Origin of the sequence: Mycobacterium europaeum (assembly GCF_034555895.2) — a bacterium.
GTDB lineage: Bacteria > Actinomycetota > Actinomycetes > Mycobacteriales > Mycobacteriaceae > Mycobacterium > Mycobacterium europaeum.
In genome coordinates, this window is the sequence record NZ_CP157316.1 from 134,747 (window position 1) to 152,525 (window position 17,779).

The 17,779-nt window shown below is 65.7% G+C and carries 17 protein-coding genes; 5 read left to right on the forward strand and 12 right to left on the reverse strand.

Translation table 11 applies throughout. From position 1 onward, the window contains the following. Window positions 1–107: 107 nt before the first annotated feature. Window positions 108–1,634 (forward strand): fatty-acid--CoA ligase FadD4, encoded by a 1,527-nt coding sequence (gene fadD4, locus U8D42_RS27685; protein WP_322860557.1) that lies wholly within the window; start codon window positions 108–110, stop codon window positions 1,632–1,634. A gap of 4 nt (window positions 1,635–1,638) precedes the next feature. On the opposite strand, the gene U8D42_RS27690 is transcribed toward fadD4, so the two are convergent. Genes U8D42_RS27690 through U8D42_RS27700 form a run of 3 tightly spaced genes read right to left on the reverse strand, consistent with a single transcriptional unit; the run spans window position 1,639 to window position 4,452 of the window. After that, window positions 1,639–2,751 carry a cytochrome P450 gene (locus U8D42_RS27690; protein ID WP_224112187.1) on the reverse strand — a complete coding sequence of 371 codons (1,113 nt, stop codon included), beginning with the start codon at window positions 2,749–2,751 and terminating at the stop codon, window positions 1,639–1,641. Window positions 2,752–2,811: 60 nt separating this feature from the next. Next, entirely contained in the window at window positions 2,812–3,609 is a 798-nt protein-coding gene (locus U8D42_RS27695) for an SDR family oxidoreductase (RefSeq protein WP_009953736.1), read from the reverse strand. A gap of 12 nt (window positions 3,610–3,621) precedes the next feature. Continuing rightward, entirely contained in the window at window positions 3,622–4,452 is an 831-nt protein-coding gene (locus U8D42_RS27700; protein WP_014379513.1) for a mycofactocin-coupled SDR family oxidoreductase, read from the reverse strand. A 163-nt stretch (window positions 4,453–4,615) separates the two neighbouring features. Here U8D42_RS27700 and U8D42_RS27705 point away from each other — a divergent pair, with 163 nt between their 5' ends. After that, a complete protein-coding gene (locus tag U8D42_RS27705) occupies window positions 4,616–5,443 on the forward strand; it encodes an enoyl-CoA hydratase/isomerase family protein (protein ID WP_009953740.1) in 828 nt (275 codons plus the stop codon). Window positions 5,444–5,489: 46 nt separating this feature from the next. Here the strand turns inward: U8D42_RS27705 and U8D42_RS27710 are convergent, their stop codons facing one another. From U8D42_RS27710 to U8D42_RS27725, 4 genes are read right to left on the reverse strand one after another with little or no spacing between them, the layout of a single operon-like run. Further along, complete coding sequence (locus U8D42_RS27710; protein WP_322860575.1) at window positions 5,490–6,269, reverse strand: SDR family oxidoreductase; 780 nt, start codon at window positions 6,267–6,269, stop codon at window positions 5,490–5,492. Beyond that, a complete protein-coding gene (locus U8D42_RS27715) occupies window positions 6,266–7,375 on the reverse strand; it encodes an acyl-CoA dehydrogenase family protein (RefSeq protein ID WP_322860556.1) in 1,110 nt (369 codons plus the stop codon). Before U8D42_RS27715 ends, U8D42_RS27710 begins: the two co-directional genes overlap by 4 nt. Then, window positions 7,372–8,523, reverse strand: a complete 1,152-nt coding sequence (locus U8D42_RS27720) for an acyl-CoA dehydrogenase family protein (protein WP_322860555.1) — start codon at window positions 8,521–8,523, stop codon at window positions 7,372–7,374. Before U8D42_RS27720 ends, U8D42_RS27715 begins: the two co-directional genes overlap by 4 nt. A gap of 9 nt (window positions 8,524–8,532) precedes the next feature. Beyond that, entirely contained in the window at window positions 8,533–9,372 is an 840-nt protein-coding gene (locus U8D42_RS27725) for an SDR family oxidoreductase (RefSeq protein ID WP_431523897.1), read from the reverse strand. Window positions 9,373–9,505: 133 nt separating this feature from the next. Here U8D42_RS27725 and U8D42_RS27730 point away from each other — a divergent pair, with 133 nt between their 5' ends. Genes U8D42_RS27730 through U8D42_RS27740 form a run of 3 tightly spaced genes read left to right on the forward strand, consistent with a single transcriptional unit; the run spans window position 9,506 to window position 12,705 of the window. Continuing rightward, window positions 9,506–10,726 (forward strand): Zn-ribbon domain-containing OB-fold protein, encoded by a 1,221-nt coding sequence (locus U8D42_RS27730; protein ID WP_322860553.1) that lies wholly within the window; start codon window positions 9,506–9,508, stop codon window positions 10,724–10,726. Next, window positions 10,723–11,883 carry a thiolase C-terminal domain-containing protein gene (locus U8D42_RS27735; RefSeq protein WP_011724876.1) on the forward strand — a complete coding sequence of 387 codons (1,161 nt, stop codon included), beginning with the start codon at window positions 10,723–10,725 and terminating at the stop codon, window positions 11,881–11,883. Before U8D42_RS27730 ends, U8D42_RS27735 begins: the two co-directional genes overlap by 4 nt. Window positions 11,884–11,895: 12 nt before the next feature. Continuing rightward, window positions 11,896–12,705 (forward strand): enoyl-CoA hydratase/isomerase family protein, encoded by an 810-nt coding sequence (locus U8D42_RS27740; protein WP_009953753.1) that lies wholly within the window; start codon window positions 11,896–11,898, stop codon window positions 12,703–12,705. A gap of 25 nt (window positions 12,706–12,730) precedes the next feature. Here the strand turns inward: U8D42_RS27740 and U8D42_RS27745 are convergent, their stop codons facing one another. The 5 genes from U8D42_RS27745 to U8D42_RS27765 all read right to left on the reverse strand — a co-directional run bounded on the left by U8D42_RS27745 (window position 12,731) and on the right by U8D42_RS27765 (window position 17,775). After that, on the reverse strand, window positions 12,731–13,555 hold the full coding sequence (locus tag U8D42_RS27745) for a PaaI family thioesterase (protein WP_083175161.1): 825 nt from the start codon (window positions 13,553–13,555) through the stop codon (window positions 12,731–12,733). Further along, entirely contained in the window at window positions 13,552–14,292 is a 741-nt protein-coding gene (locus tag U8D42_RS27750) for a FadR/GntR family transcriptional regulator (protein ID WP_083175162.1), read from the reverse strand. The genes U8D42_RS27745 and U8D42_RS27750 overlap by 4 nt, the downstream gene beginning before the upstream one ends. 108 nt (window positions 14,293–14,400) lie before the next feature. Next, window positions 14,401–15,543, reverse strand: a complete 1,143-nt coding sequence (locus tag U8D42_RS27755; RefSeq protein ID WP_083175164.1) for an acyl-CoA dehydrogenase family protein — start codon at window positions 15,541–15,543, stop codon at window positions 14,401–14,403. 10 nt (window positions 15,544–15,553) lie between these two features. Continuing rightward, window positions 15,554–16,573 (reverse strand): acyl-CoA dehydrogenase family protein, encoded by a 1,020-nt coding sequence (locus tag U8D42_RS27760; protein ID WP_014379517.1) that lies wholly within the window; start codon window positions 16,571–16,573, stop codon window positions 15,554–15,556. Next, a complete protein-coding gene (locus tag U8D42_RS27765) occupies window positions 16,570–17,775 on the reverse strand; it encodes an acyl-CoA dehydrogenase family protein (protein ID WP_083175165.1) in 1,206 nt (401 codons plus the stop codon). The genes U8D42_RS27760 and U8D42_RS27765 overlap by 4 nt, the downstream gene beginning before the upstream one ends. Between the last annotated feature and the right edge of the window lie 4 nt (window positions 17,776–17,779).

The window sequence follows — 17,779 nt, forward strand, 5'->3', positions numbered from 1 at the left end:
CTGCACCCTAGTCTATTTTTTTGACACCTGTGACGAAAAATTCGGTAGATCCCTTACAAAATATCGCGTTTCGCCTTCTTTACCTCGGAAGACTCTAAGGTGAAATCGTGGAGATCCGCGATCACATCTCATCCGGTAAACCTGCCCTGGTCCTCGCTCGGACTGGCACGGTGATCGACTTTGCCGAGCTGGAGAAGCGTGCCAATCGTCTGGCTCACTTCTGGTATGCCGCCGGACTTCGCGAGGGCGACACGGTTGCGGCATTACTCGAGAACAATGAACACGTCCATGCCGTGATGTGGGCGGCGCGCCGAAGCGGTCTGTACTACGCGTTGATCAACACTCACCTGACGGCCGCCGAGGCCGCCTACATCGTCGACAACAGTTCAGCAAAGGCGCTGATCGGGTCACGCGCGACTCGCGACATCTGCGAAGGCCTTGCCGAGCATTCCCCCGGCGGGTTACCTGAGCTGCTGCTGATCGCCGACGACGATCTAGACGGATGGTACCGCTACCCGGAATGCGTTGCCGACCAACCCGAGACGCCGATCCCCGACGAAAGCGAAGGCGATCTGCTGCAGTACTCGTCGGGAACCACTGGCAGACCCAAGGGGATCCGCCGTGAGCTTCCGCATCTACCACCAAGCGAAGCACCCAACATCCTGATGCCGTTGATGAATGCCGTCGGAATCACCAGCGAGTCGGTGTATCTGAGCCCGGCGCCGCTGTACCACACCGCGCCGTCGTTCTGGTCGATGGTGGTGCAGTCGCTGGGCGGCACCACCGTCGTGATGGAGAAGTTCGACCCGGAACACGCGCTCGAGTGCATCCAGCGCTACGGCATCACTCATGGCCAATTCGTCCCGGCGATGTTCGTGCGGATGCTCAAACTGCCCGAAGCGGTGCGCATATCCTACGACGTTTCCAGCCTGCAGCGGGTGGTGCATGCGGCCGCGCCATGCCCGGTGGACATCAAGAAACAGATGATCGCGTGGTGGGGGCCGATCATCGACGAGTACTACGCCGCTTCGGAGGCGGTGGGAGCCTCGTTCATCCGCGCCGAGGACTGGCTTACCCACCCCGGCTCGGTCGGCCGACCCTTGGTTGGGGTCCCACACATCCTCGACGAGAGCGGCCATGAGCTACCGCCCGGTGTGCCCGGCGAGATCTATTATGAGGGAGGGCATTCGTTCCAGTACCTCAAAGACGATGCGAAGACGGCGGCGGCCCACGACGCGCACGGCTGGGTGACCGTCGGTGACATCGGCTATCTCGACGTGGATGGCTACCTCTATCTCACTGATCGCCGTCATCACATGATCATTTCGGGTGGCGTGAACATCTACCCGCAAGAAGCCGAAGACCTGCTGATCACCCATCCCAAGGTGCTCGATGCCGCAGTCTTCGGTATTCCGGATGACGAGATGGGTCAGGCTGTCAAAGGCGTGGTGCAGACGGTCGATCCGGCTGATGCCAACGACGGCTTCGCGGCAGAGTTATTGGAGTGGCTGCGAAACCGGTTGGCGCACTACAAGTGTCCGCGGTCTCTCTCGTTCGAGGCGCAGCTGCCCCGGACCGATGCCGGTAAGTTGTACAAGCAGCAGCTCGTCGGCAAGTATTCGGCGAAGGGATAGGTGATCAGCCCAGTTTCAGAGGCACGCGCTCAAGTGAAAAGGTGCTCGCGGGGAACACAATCTGCGGTTCCTCACCGACTTTCACCGAAAACTCGGGAATGCGCCGGAGCCATTCGCCCACGATCAACTTCAGCTCGAGGCGGGCCAGGTGCGACCCTAGGCAGCGGTGTGGCCCGCCACCGAAGCCCCAGTGCCGGTGCACCTTTCCATCCATCACCACGTCGTTGGTCGAGATCTCGTCGCTGTCGTCGCGATTGATGGCAGCGACACACAACCGCACCATGGTGTCGGCGGGCAGCGTGACGTCCCCGATGGTGACCTCGGTGGTGGTCACGCGGGGCAGCATCGGCGCCGGCGGCTCCAGCCGGACGATCTCCTCGACGAACACGTCGATCTGGTCGGGATCGTCGTGGAGGGTGGCCCTCAGCTCCGGGTTGCGGGCGAGCTCCAGCAGTGCGGAACTCATCGCCGCGGTGACGGTGTCCAGCCCGGCCAGGACGAAAAGGAAGCTCAGGCCCATGATTTCGGCGTCGTCGAGTGGCTCCTCGCCATTGAGCAACTGCGACAGGATGTCCGGCCCGGGGTCGGCGCGCCGTGCGTTGATCGCCTCGGTGAGATATGCGACCAATTCGAGTGCCGGCGTCAGGTCGGCATCCTCGAGTGACGGCGCTTCCGAGATCGCGATGACCGAGGTTTTCCACGCGACGAGCTTGTCGCGATCCTCCAGCGGAAGCCCGAACAAGGTCAGGAATACCTGTGAGGGATAGGGGATCGCCACGTCGGCCACGACTTCGCACTCGCCTTGTGCGGCTACCCGTTCGATGATCTCGATCGCCTGCTGCTGCAGCGAGGGCAGCATCTCTTTCAAGGTGTGTGGACTGAAGAAGGGCTGCAGGATCTTACGGAACCGGGTGTGTTCCGGCGGATCGAACGAGATGGGCACCAACGGCAGCGGGCTGCCGAGCACGTCAAAAGCTTTCTTCGAGGAGAACAATTCGGGATCGCGCAGCGCGGCCAGCACGTCCTCGCGGTGGGTCAGATAGAAGATTCCGTCGACGGACACCACCCGCCCTGCGTCACGCAGGACCTTCCACCCCACCCCGCGGTCTGCCGCCATCGGCAGGCTGGCGAAGGAAAGTTCGGGTGCGCCAAGGGTTTCCACGTATGCTCCTAAAGGTTAGAATGCCGACCGGTGCAAGCCACCGTCGACTTCGATCCAACTACCGGTGAGGTAGCCGGCAGGTTCTGAGCAAAGATAGGCGATGAGCGAGGCAATCTCGCTCGGTTTGCCCATTCGCGCTGCTGGCACCCGAGCTTCGCGCAGCATGAACTCGCGTCGCTCCTGATCGGTGCTCGCGCCGAGGTGCTGCTCCAGGTAGGCCAGTGCGTTCTCAGTCTCGATCCAGCCGGGCGCGACGGTGTTGACCGTGATGCCGAACTGGGCGTACTCGTCGGAGACCGTCTTGAGCAGGCCGATCGTCGACGGCCGACTGGTGTTGGCCACCGCATGGTGGATGTTGCCCGCCGGCTCCTTGGCGGTGGCGGAGCCGATGTGCACGAATCGGCCCCAGCCGGCGTCCTGCATGGCAGGCAGGACCGCGTGCAGCAGGAGGATCTGGCTCATCGTGTGCAGTTCGAAAGACTCGCGGTAGACGTTCACATCGGTGATATCGGCGAAATCGCCGGGCCGCTGGTACTTGGCCTGCCCGACAACGATCAGCGGCGCCCCGTGCCGGGCCGCAATCTCGCGGACGGCGTCGGTGAGCTGCCCGTCGTCGGCCACGTCGGCAGTGACACCGATGGCAGTGCCCCCTTCAGTTCGGATCGCCTCGACCGCGGCGTCGACATCGGTCTTAGTCCGCGCCAGTATCGCAACCCGCGCACCTTCTGCGGCAAGCAGTTTGGCGACCTCGAACCCGATTCCCTTGCTGCCGCCGACGACCAGCGCCGATCGGCCGTCGATTCCGTAATGCATCCGGCGCGCCGACTAGCCTCGCCGCACGTCCATGCCGGCGTCCACCTTGAGCATGCTTCCGGTGAACGAACGGCCCGCGTCGCTGATCAAAAAGAGGATCGTGTTGCTGACGTCGCGTGGCTCGATCAGCGGCAAGTCCGGCAGCGCGGTCTGGACCGCATTGACCATGCGGGGGTTGTCCTCGATCACTTTGAACAGCGCCGGGTTGTCAGTGATCATCGGGGTCGCGCAATTCGTCGGCGCCACCGCATTGACGCGAATACGGTCGGGGGCAAGCATGGCTGCGTACGCGCGGACCAGGCCGACGACGGCGACCTTGGACATCAGGTAGGCGTCGCTGCCGCCGCGGCCGTCGGTGAGATCCAGTAGGGCGATCATCGAACTCGTCGCGATCAGATTGCCGCCCTCGCCACGTTCCTTCATGTGGGGGATCGCTACTTGGAAGGCGTTCCACACCCCGATGAGCATGATGTCGAGCCCTAGCCTCAGCGCCTCTGAGGCGTCGCGCTCATCGGCGTTGGTGAGCACGACCCCGGCATTAGCGAGCACCGTGTCGACGTGGCCGAACTCGGTGACACCCGCGTCGAACGCCTCCTGCAGGGCAGCCTTGTCGCGGACGTCCGCCTTGCGGGTCAGCATCTTCCTGCCGGTCTTTTCCACCAGGCGGGCCGTCTCCTCGAGATCGTCTTCGGTGCCAAGTGCATAGGGCACGATGTCGAGGTTCTCGCAGATGTCGACGCCGATGATGTCGGCACCTTGCTCGGCGCACATCACCGCGTGCGAACGGCCTTGCCCGCGAGCGGCTCCGGTGATGAAGACAACTCTGCCGTCCAGTGAACCCATATCTTTAAGCCTCCAGTAGCTCTCGCTATCGGCCGCGCTCTGCGGGATGGTGAGGGCGCGACGCAGTGACGTCCGCCACGTTACGCCGCGGAATTGGAATCATACAACTATTTGGCTAATTTGGTGGACGACGGAACACTCCGAGCTTTGGAAGGGATATCACATGTCCGACAGCCCCAATGGCGGTCCGCGCCCACCCGACGGTGACTGGTTGGGGAGCCCCTACCTGAGGTTCGAACGTGAAGGTGCGTTTGCGATCTGCACCTTGGACCGCCCCGAGGCGCGGAATGCGATGACGCCCGCGATGTACTTCGGGATCCGTTACGCGGTGAGTCGCGTCAATGCCGACCCCGACCTCGCGGGCCTGCTCATCACCGGCACCGGCGACGTCTTCGCGCCGGGAGGTGACCTGGGTCAGAAAGCAGCAGACAACTGGATGGACTTCGCGTCCACCATGGGAACCGACGTCACGCCGTTCGACACGCTGCGGCAGTCGGCCAAGCCGGTCGTCTCCGCGGTCAACGGCATCTGTCAGGGTGGTGGCCTGCAGATCGCGATGTGCAGTGACCTCGCCGTGGTGAGTGATCGGGCCGTCTTCCGGGTGCCCGAATTGTTCCGTGGCATCGCCGACACGTACTACAGCCAGGTGCTGGCCCGGCTCATCGGACCGGTCCGGACCAAGGACCTGATGTTCACCGGACGGACGCTGAACGCGCAGGAGGCGCTCGACTGGGGCATGGTGAGCAGGGTGGTCCCGCACGACGACCTGATGAGCGTCGCCAAGGAGTTGCTCGCGCAGTGTTGCCGGACCGCTCCGGGAGCGCGCGGGTTGGTCAAGGCGAGCCTGGACAACTACCTCGGGCTGTACGACCGGATCGGCATGACGACCAGTCTGTTCGGTCCCGAGGCGGCCGAAGGCTTTCGGGCGTTCAAGCAGAAGGACTCGCCGGACTGGGTGCACCCGGAACTCCGGGTCCAGGGCCGGTTGTAGCCCGTCGCTGCGGGCCGACGCGAGGTCGGCCCGCAGTCCACGCCGGCTACTTCGGAGTGAAGCGCTGCGCGCCGTCTAGGCGCATCACCTCGCCGTTGACGTAGCCGTTGGACAGCAGAAACGTTGCTGCGTCGGCATACTCGGCAGGAGTGCCTAGTCGCTTGGGGAACGGGATGTTGGCGGCGAACTTTGCGATCGCCTCTTCGCCGACCGACTCCATGATCGGCGTCTTCATCGTTCCAGGTGCGATGGTGTTGACTCGGATGCCCACCGAACTGAGGTCGCGAGCGGCAGCGATGGTCAACCCGATCACGCCGGCTTTCGCTGCGGCATAAGCGGTCTGGCCGATCTGGCCCTCATAGCCGGCAACCGAGGCCGTCATAACGATGGCACCGCGTTCGCCGTCCTCACGAGGTTCGGCAGTGGCTACCGCAGCCGCTACCAGCCGTGTCAGGTTGTAGGTGCCGTTGAGATACAGGTTGATCGTCTTGGTGAATGCGGCCATGTCGGCGGGACTGCCGTCGCGCTGCACGATCCGTTGGGCCACCCCGAAGCCGCCGTGCGCAACGACCGCGTAGCGCAATCGACCGAGCTGGTTGGCCTGCTCGATGGCGCCCTGCACACTCTCGTCACTGGTTACATCGGTACTGACAAACAGTGCCCCGCTGCCCAGTTCGTCGGCCAGAGCCTTACCCTTGTCGGCGGCGAGATCGGCGATCACCACGCCGAGTCCGTCGGCATGGAGCCGACGGACCGTCGCCTCGCCCAGGCCACCCGCGCCGCCGCTGACAATCGCCGAGGCTCCGTCGAATTTCGCTACAGTCACCAATTCTCCTTATTAACCATTGTTTTCACTTCAGGCGGATCGCCCGTCACCAAGCTCCACGGATCCTCCGCGGCCAGCACCAGCCGGCCGAGTCGTCGTGCGTAGTTCGCGATCGTGCCGTAATCCGCGGTCCAGCTCTGAGCGCGCAGGGTGAACAGCCACAGCGGGTGCTCACTGGTGACGCCGATCGCGCCGTGCAACTGATGGGCGACGCTGGTGACCGGGCCGACGGCGCGGCCGACTGCGACCTTCGCGACGGTGACGGCATAGTCGGTGTGGGGGGAGTTGAAGCCGTGCTCGGAAGCGGCGGCGACAGCTAATTCCGCAGCGGCACGCGCTCTTTCGATCTCTCCGGCCATGCCGGCCAGTGACTGCTGCACGGATTGGAAGGCGCTGAGCGGACGACCGAACTGGACGCGCTGCCGGGTGTGCTCGACTGAAAGTGCGGCGGCGGCGTCCAGCACCCCGATGGTCTGCACACAGCGTGACCATGCGCCGCGCCGAGTCAGCTCGGCGCCGAGTGCCGGGTCTACGGCGTGTAATTGGTCGGCGGACACGTCGAACGGAACCGAATCGCGTGGTTCGCCTGCCAGGTTGTGGCCTTCCTGCAGATCACCAGAGGCCACGTCGATGACGCCGACCCGCAGCCCGGCGGGCGTGGTGACGGCTAGCAGGGCGGCGGCGCACGCTCGAGCCCATGGCACGCCGGTCGCGGTGCCGGTGACCCTTGCGCCGTCGGTTTCGGCATCGGCGACGGCAACGGTCAGCGGCCCGTTGGGGAGCTCGATCCCGGCCTGCTGGCCCAGCCACCCGGCAAGCGCGTCGGTTTCGGCCAACGGCACCGCGCCGGCGTGGCGGGACACGCCGTAAAGCGCAATGGCCAACTCGTGCGGGCCGGCTCCCATGTCGGGCGCGCTCGTCAGCCTGGCCAGCCCGGTGTCCTCGAGGTTGCGCCAGAGTTCGGCGTCGAACTGGTCGGGGATGCCGCGACGGCCCAGCCCCGCGTCATAGGAACGCCGGCCAAGGTCGTCGACGAGCTGGCGCAGCTGTGTGTCATCATTTTGAGAGTCGGTCGCGGCGAATACCCCGCCGGCCAGCGCGCTCATCGCAGCCCCATACCGCGGGCGATGACGCCGCGTAGCACCTCGTTGGTGCCACCGCGCAGCGTGAACATGGGTTTGTGCAGCCACGCGGTGGTCAGCATGGCCTCCAGTTCGGAATTCGGCGGTGCCGCCTCGAGCAGGTCGGCGATCAACCCGACGGATTCGGCTTCGAAACGGGTGCCGAGGTCCTTCACCAGCGCCGCCTGATTCGCCGCGTCGCCGCCGTCGGTGAGCGTGCGTGCCACCGACAACGACAGCTGCCGCAGCGAGATCAACCGCGCCATCAGGTCGCCGATGTCGGCGGCGGTACGGTCGTCGGGCACCGGCCCGCGACCGAGTGTGCGGATGGCGGCGAACAGCAGGGGACCGGTGGACAGGATCCGCTCGGGCCCGCTGCGTTCGAACGACAACTCGGACGTGACCTGGTGCCAGCCGTTGCCGACCTCACCGAGCACGTCGGCATCGGGAACGAAGACCTGCTCGAACAGCACCTCGTTGAAGTGGTGAGCCCCCGACATCAAGATGATCGGCTCGATGCGGACGCCCTCGGCATCGCACGGCACCAGGAATTGGCTGAACCCGGCGTGGCGGTGTTCTGGATCCGACGGGCTGGTGCGGGCCAGCACGACGACCTGGTGCGCATGGTGGGCCCCGCTGGTCCACACCTTGCTGCCGGAGAGTAGCCAGCCGCCGTCGGCGCGGACAGCCTTGGTTTGCACAGCAGCAAGGTCGGACCCGGCGCCGTGTTCGCTCATGCCGATTGACGAAAAAAGCTGTCCTGCAACAATCTTGGGCAACAAACGTTCGCGCTGCTCCTCATTGCCGTAGGTCAGCAGGGCGGGTGCGACCTGACGGTCGGCCGTCCAGTGGGCGGCCACGGGCGCGCCCACCGCGATCAGTTCCTCGGTCACCACGTAGCGGTGCAGGTGCCCCAGCCCGTGGCCGCCGTAACGCTGCGGGATGGTCAGGCCGGTGAATCCGGCGGCGCCAAGCCGCCCCGAGAACTCCTCGTCCCACCCGGCCAGCCATGAATCGACGCCGGGCTGCCAGCCGAATTCAGCACGGTCGGACTCCAAGAAGTCGCGCACGGCGTGCCGCAGCTTGACCAACTCGGGCTCACGGGCGCTCAACGCGTCGAACGAATTCACCACTGCCGCTTCCTAAACCGTCGGCGCCGGGGCCGACAGGAGGTAGAAGTTGGGCGTCAGGTCATCCTCGTTGGCCGCCAGTAGGTACTCCGACAGGTCGGCGCGGCCCTCCTCGCGAAGGATCTCCTCGTCGGTGTAGAAGTGGCCGCTGCACGCCGCGGCGGGACGGGTGACCAGCGCGTGCACCGCCTCGGCCATGATCTGCGGGCTGCGGGCCTGCGCCCGCACCGTTTCCTCGCCCATTGCGACCATCATTCCCGTACTGGCGATCGTGGTGGCCGGCCACAGTGAATTCACCGCGATGGGCACCGAGGCGAACTCCTCGGCCCATCCCAAGGTGAGCAGGCTCTCGGCGTACTTGCCCACGGTGTGCCCGACATGGGCACCAACCCATCGGGGGTCCATGTTCAGCGGAGGGGCGACATTGACCACGTGCGCATTGCCCGACCGGCGCAAGTACGGAAGTGCGGCCTGCACAATCGCGAACGGCCCTTCGACATTGACCTCCAGCAGCCGGCGCAGGCTTTTGGGCGGTAGCTGCGCGGTCGGTCGTAGATCCAGGGCTCCGGCGTTGTTGATGACGACGTCGATGCCACCGAACGCGTCGGCTACCGCCTCGACTGCCGCTGCGACCGCTGCCGCATCGCGCACATCGCAGGTCAGCGGCAGCGCCCGACCGCCGGCACGTTGCACGGCGTCCGCGGTCTCGGCAAGGGTCCCCGCGATCTTGGGATTCGGTGTCTCAGTTTTGGCCAGCAATGCCACGGCGGCACCGTCTTCGGCGATACGCTCGGCGATGGCGGCGCCGATGCCGCGGCTGGCACCGGTTACCAGCACGACGCGATCCCTCAGACTGCGAGGATGGGGTTTGCCCACGGTTCGTTGACCCTTCCGTCCGTCGCTAGGCTGTGAGGTTGAATGCTATAACTATATAGCTAGTTTGTTGCGCGATGAAATGCGCGCTCATCCACAAAAGCGGGGATCTATGACTCGGGTCTTTTCGATCGGCACCTATCTGCCGCCATGGACTGTGCGCGACCGGCGGGTCAAGGGGCCCGACGAGGACGCGCTGACGATGGCCGTCGCCGCCGGCCGCGCCGCCGATCCCGAGGCCACGGCGCAACGCGTGGCGTTGGTGTCGCGTGACTTTCCGCTGCTGGAGGGCGGCAACGGCGCGGTGCTGTTGGCCGCGTTGTCCCTGCCGGCCGACACCCCCGTCGCCGAGGTCCTCGGCGGTGCGCCCGCCGTGTTGGACCAAATCTGCAGCGCCGGCGAAGGCACCTTGGTGATCGCCGCCGACGACAACGATCTCGCGGCGGGGGCCGGTGCGGTGCTCACGGGCGATGGCGGCGCCTCCGTGACCCCGCTGGCACGCCAGACCCGCAGTCTGCCGTTGACGGCCCGTGGTGCCGACGGCGCCCGCCACTCCTACGTCGACCCCCGGCTGCAACGTGAGGTCGGGGTGCGTTCCACACTGGCCCGATTGGGCCTCGCCCCAAACTCGGCGGTGGCAGCGGTCGCAGGCGTGCCGGTCGCGCAGGTCGGGGGTGACTTCGACACATCGCACGCCGTCGGCATCCCCACCGTCTCCGCCACGGCGATCATCCGGCTGTTGGCCGATGCGATCGAGGCTGGCGCACAAGGCTTGTTGATCGCCGTCGAGCAATCCAGTGTCAGCGCGGCCGATCTCGCGCAGGGGGGCGCCAAGCCCAGGATCGCCCGCGACGAGTTTCCGGCGCGGGAGCTACCCAAGGCGCGCGTTGCCGACGGCGTCGGCATTCCGATTTCGATGCCCGCGTATGCGCGCGCTTTCGAGCCGAAGATCCGTTGGGAGGCGGCGGTTTTCGAAGAGAGCCCCGGCATCGATGCCGCACCGCAGTTTCCACCGCGGCTCCGAGTCGACAATGCCGGACGGTTGGCCACCGAGTACCGGCTCGAGTCGCTGCCGCGAACCGGCACCGTCTACACCCACACCACGGTGCGGATTCCGGTGCCCGACTTGCCCAGCCCGTACTCCCTGGCCGTCGTTCAACTCGACGACAGCCCGGTGCGGGTGCTGCTGAAAGTCACCGGTGTGCCCGCGGGCGAGGCGACGATCGGACAGCCGGGGGCGGTGGTGCTGCGCAGGATCGCCACTCGCACCGGCATTCCCGATTACGGCTACGCCTTCTGGCCCGGACGGACGCTGGAAGGAGCGGTTGCATGAGAAAAGTCGCCATCGTCGGCGCGGGGATGACGCCCTTCGCCGAACACTTCGAACTGGGTATCAAGGACCTGGTGCCGATGGCCTACGCCGAAGCGGTCGCCAACGTTGACAAGGGCATTCAGAAGTCTGAGCTCGAAGCCGCGTGGTTCGGCGAGTTAGCGACCACCGACGGGTTCCCGTCCGGCATTTTGGCCGACACCCTCGATCTGACTGACATCCCGGTAACCCGCGTCGAAAATGCCTGCGCCACCGGCAATGACGCGATCCGGAACGGCACGCTGGCCATTGCCTCCGGCCTCTACGATGTGGTGCTCGTCGTCGGGGCCGACAAGGTCCGCGAGACCTCCTCGAACACCACGTTCTGGGACTGGGCGGCGATGACCCGCGACAACGCCTGGGACTATCCGCTGGGGCTGGTTGCGCCCGCCAATTTCGCGCTGCACGTGATGCGATATCTGCACGAGTCTCCGGCGACGAAGGAGCACATGGCGATGGTGGCGGTGAAGAACCATTTCCACGCGGTGAACAACCCGAAAGCTCAACTGCGCTATGAGATCACCGTCGAGCAGGCGCTTGCCGCGCCGATCGTGGTCGAACCCTTCGGGCTCTACGACTGCACCCCGCAGAGCGACGGCGCGGCCGCGGTGATCTTGGCTGCCGAGGACGTCGTCGACCGCTACACCGACCGTCCCGTCTGGGTTCGCGGCGTGGGGCTGGGTATGGACCGGGTGATGCACCAGCATAAGACGGACATGACGACGTTTCCGCCGACGGTGCGTGCCGCCAAGGCCGCAATGGCGATGGCCGGGGTGACGCCGCGCGATATCGACGTCGCCGAGGTCCACGACTGCTTCACCGGCGTCGAGCTGATCAGCTACGAAGATCTGGGCTTCGCACACCGTTTCGAGGCCTACAAGTTGGTGGAAGGCCGCGAACACTATGTGGGCGGGTCGATTCCGATCAACCCGAGCGGCGGGTTGAAGGCTAAGGGGCATCCGCCGGGTGCCACCGGCGTGGCGCAGTGTTACGAACTGTTCAACCAGCTTCGCGGTGAAGCCGAGAATCAGGTTGACGGCGCACGAATCGCGTTGGCGCACAACATCGGCGGGCCGACCGCGGTCTCCGCGGTCACCGTCCTTTCCAACCAGAAGAACTGATAGGACCATCACATGACAACTTCCGAGATCGCCACCCTGCCCGGCTACGAAGAGTTTGCGCCGTGGCTGCTGGTGGAGAAGACCGGCAACGTGCACGTGATCAGCATCAACCGGCCGGAGGCTTTCAACGCCGTCAACGAGGACGTGCACCACGCGTTCGCGACGATCTGGCGGGTACTGGCCGCCGACGATGACGTGCGGGCGGTGGTGACAACCGGTGTCGGAAAGGCATTTTCCGCGGGCGGCGACATGGTGATGTTCGGGCGCCTCATCGAGGACCCAGTGGCACGTCAGTTTCAGATCACCGAGGCCCGCACGGTTTTTCTCGAGGTGATCAATTTCCCCAAGCCGCTGGTGTCGGCCGTCAACGGCCCGGCTGTCGGGCTCGGCTGCTCGATCGCTTTGTTGAGCGACTTCCTGGTGATGGGGGAGAACAGCTACCTGGCCGACCCGCATGTCGCGGTCGGCTTGGTGGCCGGTGACGGCGGTGCCGCGATGCTTCCGCTGCTGATCGGCCTGATGAAAGCCAAAGAGTATGTGCTGCTCGGGGATCGGATCACCCCTGCCATTGCGGACAAGCTGAACCTCGTCACCAAAGTGGCCACCGATGACACCGTGCTCGACGAGGCGCTCGCAATAGGAGAGCGGCTGGCCGGTCTGCCGCCTCAGGCCCTGCGCGCCAGCAAGGTCGCGATGAACATGCACCTGTCTCGGGCCGCGCTCGGTGTGCTGGAGTACGCGCTGGCCGAGGAATACACGTCGTTCTCGACCCCGGAATTCAAGGAGCGGGTGGCCGCGTTCCGGGCGCGCTCGAAGAAGTAGCTCGACGGGCCGGCGCGGGAATCAGTCAGCGGTAGGCCGTCACTCGCGCGGTGATCGCCACCTTGCGGTCGTGGCCGGTGGCCTGCGCATCGCCCACGCCGGTGTTGCGGCCTACGCGCAACGGCGTGCCCTCGTAGCGGGATTCATTGCCGGCGAAAAACGGACGCAGAAAGTTCACTCGCAACGAGGAGGTCTGCAGCAGACCGCCGGAACGGTTCTGGTTGATCGCCGCCGAAGCCGCGAGCTCGAGGCCGGCGGCGGCCACGCCGCCGTGCACGATGTCCATGTCGTTGTTCAGGTTGCCGTCCGCACGCTGCGCCAGCACCGTCGCCGGACCATCCTGCGCGACGTGCACCGCCATCAGGTCGGCGAACGCGGTCTCGCCCGACCGGCGCAGGGTCTCCGACCGTTGCTGAGGGACGATGTCGCCGGCGTGGATGAAGAATGACCGCACTATGCCGGTGCCGATCACCACGCCGCGATAGGTCAGCGTGCAGATCCCCAGCGACGTGGCACCCAGCGGACCGGGTGAGTGCGCGCTGGCCAGCACCGGGCCGTCGAGTTCGCCGACGTCGGGGCTGAGGTCCATCGAAAGCTCGCTTGACACCGTCCAGTGCCCGGGCCGCCTGCGGTAGTGGTTGACGATCCCGGCGGCCGCGTCGACGAGGATCGCCAAGGGGGCCACAGTGGGAGCGCCGGTGCACGGATTGCGGAATCGATGCATCGGCATCGACAGCACGGCTGTGGCCTTGGGCGGGTCTGATTCGACGTATTCGATACCGAACCGGACCTGTATCGAGTCGGGTGTCTCGAGATCGTGCTGGTTTACCTGTTCGTCGACCCCGGTCATTCGAGAAGGTCTACGACGGTGGACAATTCGGCGCCGGTCAAGACGAACTCCTCTGCCTTCTGCAGGTGGCGCTTCCAGAGCTCGCCGGCCTGCTCGGCGTCGCCGTCCTTGATCATGTCCAGCACCATCCGGTGGGTCTTCGCTGAGCGGCGGACCGCCTGCTCGGCGCGCGTGCCCTTGGTTGGCTGCAGCGACCGGTTGGCCTTCTCGATGATGTGATGCAGCATGTCGCTGACGATTTGCAGAGTGCTGTTGCCGGATAACCGCGCGATTGCGGCGTGGAAGTCGGTGAGCTGATCGACGGCGTCGCTGCCGGGATTCAGCTGCGATTCGCGTTCGACGATCTGCTCGAGTTCGGCGATCACCTTGGGACTGCGGTCCTTGGCCAGCTGCTCGACCATCGGAACCTCGAGCGTCACTCGTGCGTCATAGACGTCCTTCACCGTGACGCCTTCGTATTCGAGAATCAAGCCGGCATAGCGGGCGAGTGTCTCGCGCCGGGGGCGGGTGACGCGGGCGCCGCCGCGTACCCCACGCTGAACCTGAATCAGCGACTCCGATTCGAGCACGCGGAACGCTTCCCGCAGCGTCGGCCGGGACACGCCGAAACGCTCCATCAGCTCCGATTCCGGCGGCAACATGGTGCCTTCGGTGATCTCGCCGCGGATGAACATTCGCCGCAGCACCGTGGCCACCCGATCGGCCATCTTCGGTTCTCGAAGACTGGTGACCTCCATTGCAACCTCCACCGCTATGCGAATATGCGAATCAACTAACCATTTAGAGGTTAGCCGAACTAGAGGGCCGAGTCGGGAATCGGCGACCGTCAGTTAGCAAACTCACCCTTAGTACCCCATCGCCCGTCCCATGAGGTCCTTCATGATCTCAGTGGTGCCCGCATAGAGCCGCTGCACCCGCGAGTCCCGCCAGAGTCTGGCTACTTCGTATTCGTTGATATAGCCGTAGCCGCCGTGCAGCTGCAGGCAGCGGTCGATGATCTCCCACTGGACTTCCGAGGTCCACCACTTCAGCCCGGCGGCGTCCTGATCGCCCAGGGTGCCGTCGTTGACCGAGAGCACGCATTGGTCGAGGTAGGTCTGAGCGGCGTCGAGCTTGGTCTGCATTTCGGCCAGGAAGTGCCTATTGACCTGAAACTTGCCGATAGGCTGCCCAAACGCGGTGCGCTCCAGCGCGTAGGCCTTGGTCAGGTCGAGCGCACGGCGGGCGGCCGGCAGCGCGTAGCAGGCTACGCCGACCCGCTCGCTGGGCAGGTTGGAGACCAGATGGTAGAAGCCGCGGTTGAGCTCTCCCACCAGGTTCTCCTTGGGCACCTTGACATCCTCGAAGAACAATTCCGCGGTGTCGGCGGAGTATTGGCCGATTTTGTCGAGCTTGCGGCCACGGGTGAAACCCTCCATCCCGTCCTCGATCATCAGCAGGCTGATGCCCTTGTGCCGCGCCGACGGATCGGTCTTCACGGCCGTCAGCACCAGCTTGGACAGCAGGCCGTTGCTGATAAAGGTCTTCTGGCCGTTGACCACCCAGTGGTCGCCCTCGTCGCGCGCGGTGGTCTTGATGCCGGCCAGGTCGGACCCGGCCGCGGGTTCGGACATCGCGATGGACCCGATGTACTCGCCGGAGACAAACTTGGGCAGCCAGCGTTCCTTCTGCTCCTCGGTGGTCAGATCGTTCAGGTACGGCACCAGGATGTCGTTCTGCACGCCGAGGCCGATGCCGACCGAGCCGGTAAGGAACATCTCCTCGGAGACGATCTGATTGAACCGGAAGTCCTTGACGCCGAGCCCGCCGTACTTTTCGTCGAACTCCCAGCCGATCAATCCGTGTTCGCCTGCGGCCAGCCAGGCCTCACGGCTCACCTTGCCGTCGCGTTCCCACTTCTCGACGTTGGGCACGCATTCGCGCTCGAAGAAGCTCCTGGCGGTGGCCCGGAACTCGTCGTGGATCTCCTCGAAAATGTTGCGGCGCATGTACTTCCCTCTACTCGGCTGTCTCGTCGGCCCACGTGACGACGGCGGGCAGCGCGCGGCCGGTGGCCCAGCCCTCGTCGGAGTCCTCGAAGAGCCGCTCCGCGAGCAGCCCTTCGAGCTGGTCGTGTGACCCGCAGAGCGCGTCGATCTGGAATCCTCGAGTGACGTAGCGGTGCAGATCGTGCTCGGCGGTCAGTCCGATCGCACCGCACACCTGCAGTGCCACGTCGCTGACGGCGCGGTGTGCCCGGCCCGCGGCGGCCTTGGCGGCCAGCGCCAACAGTTCGCCGCCGTCTCGCCATGACTCGCCCAGCAGCGCCCGCGCGCCTGCCAGCACCGCCGAGGCATCGGCCAGTGCATGCCGCGGCGATTGGAATGACCCGATCGGTGCGCCGAACTGGACGCGCACGCTGACGTGGTCGACGGCGATGCGCAGCGCCCGCTCGGCCAGTTCCACCAGTTCGGTGGCCAGCGCCCGACGGGCTGCGGTGACGGCGTTCTTCCATTCGGTGGAGGCCTCGACCAGCGGGGTGTCGATTGATCCGCTCACTCGGGTCCAATGCGTCGACACGTCAAAGGTGTCCAGCCGCTGGCCGTTGAGCCGCGATGCGTCCACAACGGCCACCGAAACGGTGTTCCTCGGCCCGACTACCGGGACCACGATCCGGCCCTCCGGCGGTCCCAGCATGATGCCCGAGACCCGCTCAGCATCGGAACCCGCCACACTTCCGGTGGCGAGGTCGGGCAGCAGCACGTGAGCTGCGGAACCGTCGAGCACTCCGGCCAGTTCGGCCAACATGATGCGGTCCAAGCAGTCCGTCAGGGCCAGCGATCTGCCTTGCGCGCGGAACAACAGCTCACCCGCCTGGACGGGGTACTCGGCCTCGATCTCCGACCAGCCCAACTCGGCCAGCCGCCCACCGATTGCCAGGTGCTCACCGGCGTTCTTACCCGCCAGTTCCTCGAAGAGGCGAAACACCGCCTCTTCGACCATCTGCCATGACTCGTCGGGCACCGGCGCCTTCCTCATCGTTTCTCCTTGGGCAGCCCGAGCAGGTGGTCGGCGATGATGCCGCGCTGCACTTCGGCGGTGCCACCCATCACCGTGGCGGCCCGCGAGTACCACCACTCGGCCCGCGCGGTGTCCAGTTCCGCGCCGCCACGGCCTGTGCCGGCGATCAGGTGCTCTCGCTCGATTTCCAGGATGAGGTCGTTGACCTCCTTCTCGGCGCGGCCGAACAGCAGCTTGTCGATGCTGCTATCGGCACCGACCGCCTCGCCCGCGGCCAATCGGCGCACGGTGGTGGCAGTGCGTGCCTGGGCGGCCGCCACGTCGACATACACCCTGGCGAAGCGCCGGCGTTGCGCGTCGGTAGCGCCGGCGGTCACCATGTGCTCACGCAATCGACCCAATTCGGTGAGCACCTTGTTGAGCACCGCGTAGCCGTACATGCCGCGTTCGTACTGCATCAGATGCATCGCCACGGCCCAGCCGCCGCCGACGTCGCCGACGACCCGCTCACCGTCGACCCGGACGTCGTCGAAGAACACTTCGGCGAGTTCGCGGCGTCCGCTGGCCAGCGCGATCGGACGAATGGTGACGCCCGGTGCGTCGGCGTCGACCATGATCATCGTCAGCCCGCGGTGTCGGCTCTCGGGGGTTCCGGTCCGGACCAACGCCAACAGGCGCGTGGCGGTGGGCCCTTGGCTGGTCCAGATCTTCTGACCGTTGACGACGAACCCCCCGGCCCCGTCGTCGACCGCGCGGGTGCGCAGGCTGGCCAGGTCGCTGCCCGACTCGGGTTCTGAGAAACTTTGGCCCCACCACTCGACGCCGCTGAGGTAACCCGGCAGATACGCCGCGGCCAGACCGGGAGCGAACTTCAACAGAGCGGGGCCGAGGGTCTCCAGCGTCCAGTGTTGGGCCGGAATGGGCAGCATCGCGCGGCCGAGTTCCTCGTAGTACACCGCACGGTGAATCTCGTTGCCGCCCAACCCACCCGCGGCCTCCGGCCAGCCGTACCGGTTCCAGCCGTCGGCGTTCAGAGTGGCCATCACCGTGGCGTCGTGCGCAAGTCCGTCCTCGGCGCTGGTGAACGCGGCCGCGCGCCACTCGTCGGCTGTCTTCAAATTACGCAGGTAACGTCGGAAGTCCTCGCGGTACGCCGCGATGCTGGACAGGTATTCGGGGTGGCGACCGCTATGCAGGGCGCTATCGACAGGGGCGGACAACTGC

Coding starts and splice junctions, on each gene's coding strand:
- U8D42_RS27690 (WP_224112187.1), bottom strand. CDS start 2,751: ATGGCGGCAGACCGCGGGGTGGGGTGGAAGGTCCTGCGTGACGCAGGG.
- U8D42_RS27695 (WP_009953736.1), bottom strand. CDS start 3,609: ATGCATTACGGAATCGACGGCCGATCGGCGCTGGTCGTCGGCGGCAGC.
- U8D42_RS27700 (WP_014379513.1), bottom strand. CDS start 4,452: ATGGGTTCACTGGACGGCAGAGTTGTCTTCATCACCGGAGCCGCTCGC.
- U8D42_RS27705 (WP_009953740.1), top strand. CDS start 4,616: ATGTCCGACAGCCCCAATGGCGGTCCGCGCCCACCCGACGGTGACTGG.
- U8D42_RS27715 (WP_322860556.1), bottom strand. CDS start 7,375: ATGAGCGCGCTGGCCGGCGGGGTATTCGCCGCGACCGACTCTCAAAAT.
- U8D42_RS27730 (WP_322860553.1), top strand. CDS start 9,506: ATGACTCGGGTCTTTTCGATCGGCACCTATCTGCCGCCATGGACTGTG.
- U8D42_RS27735 (WP_011724876.1), top strand. CDS start 10,723: ATGAGAAAAGTCGCCATCGTCGGCGCGGGGATGACGCCCTTCGCCGAA.
- U8D42_RS27740 (WP_009953753.1), top strand. CDS start 11,896: ATGACAACTTCCGAGATCGCCACCCTGCCCGGCTACGAAGAGTTTGCG.
- U8D42_RS27745 (WP_083175161.1), bottom strand. CDS start 13,555: ATGACCGGGGTCGACGAACAGGTAAACCAGCACGATCTCGAGACACCC.
- U8D42_RS27750 (WP_083175162.1), bottom strand. CDS start 14,292: ATGGAGGTCACCAGTCTTCGAGAACCGAAGATGGCCGATCGGGTGGCC.
- U8D42_RS27755 (WP_083175164.1), bottom strand. CDS start 15,543: ATGCGCCGCAACATTTTCGAGGAGATCCACGACGAGTTCCGGGCCACC.
- U8D42_RS27760 (WP_014379517.1), bottom strand. CDS start 16,573: ATGAGGAAGGCGCCGGTGCCCGACGAGTCATGGCAGATGGTCGAAGAG.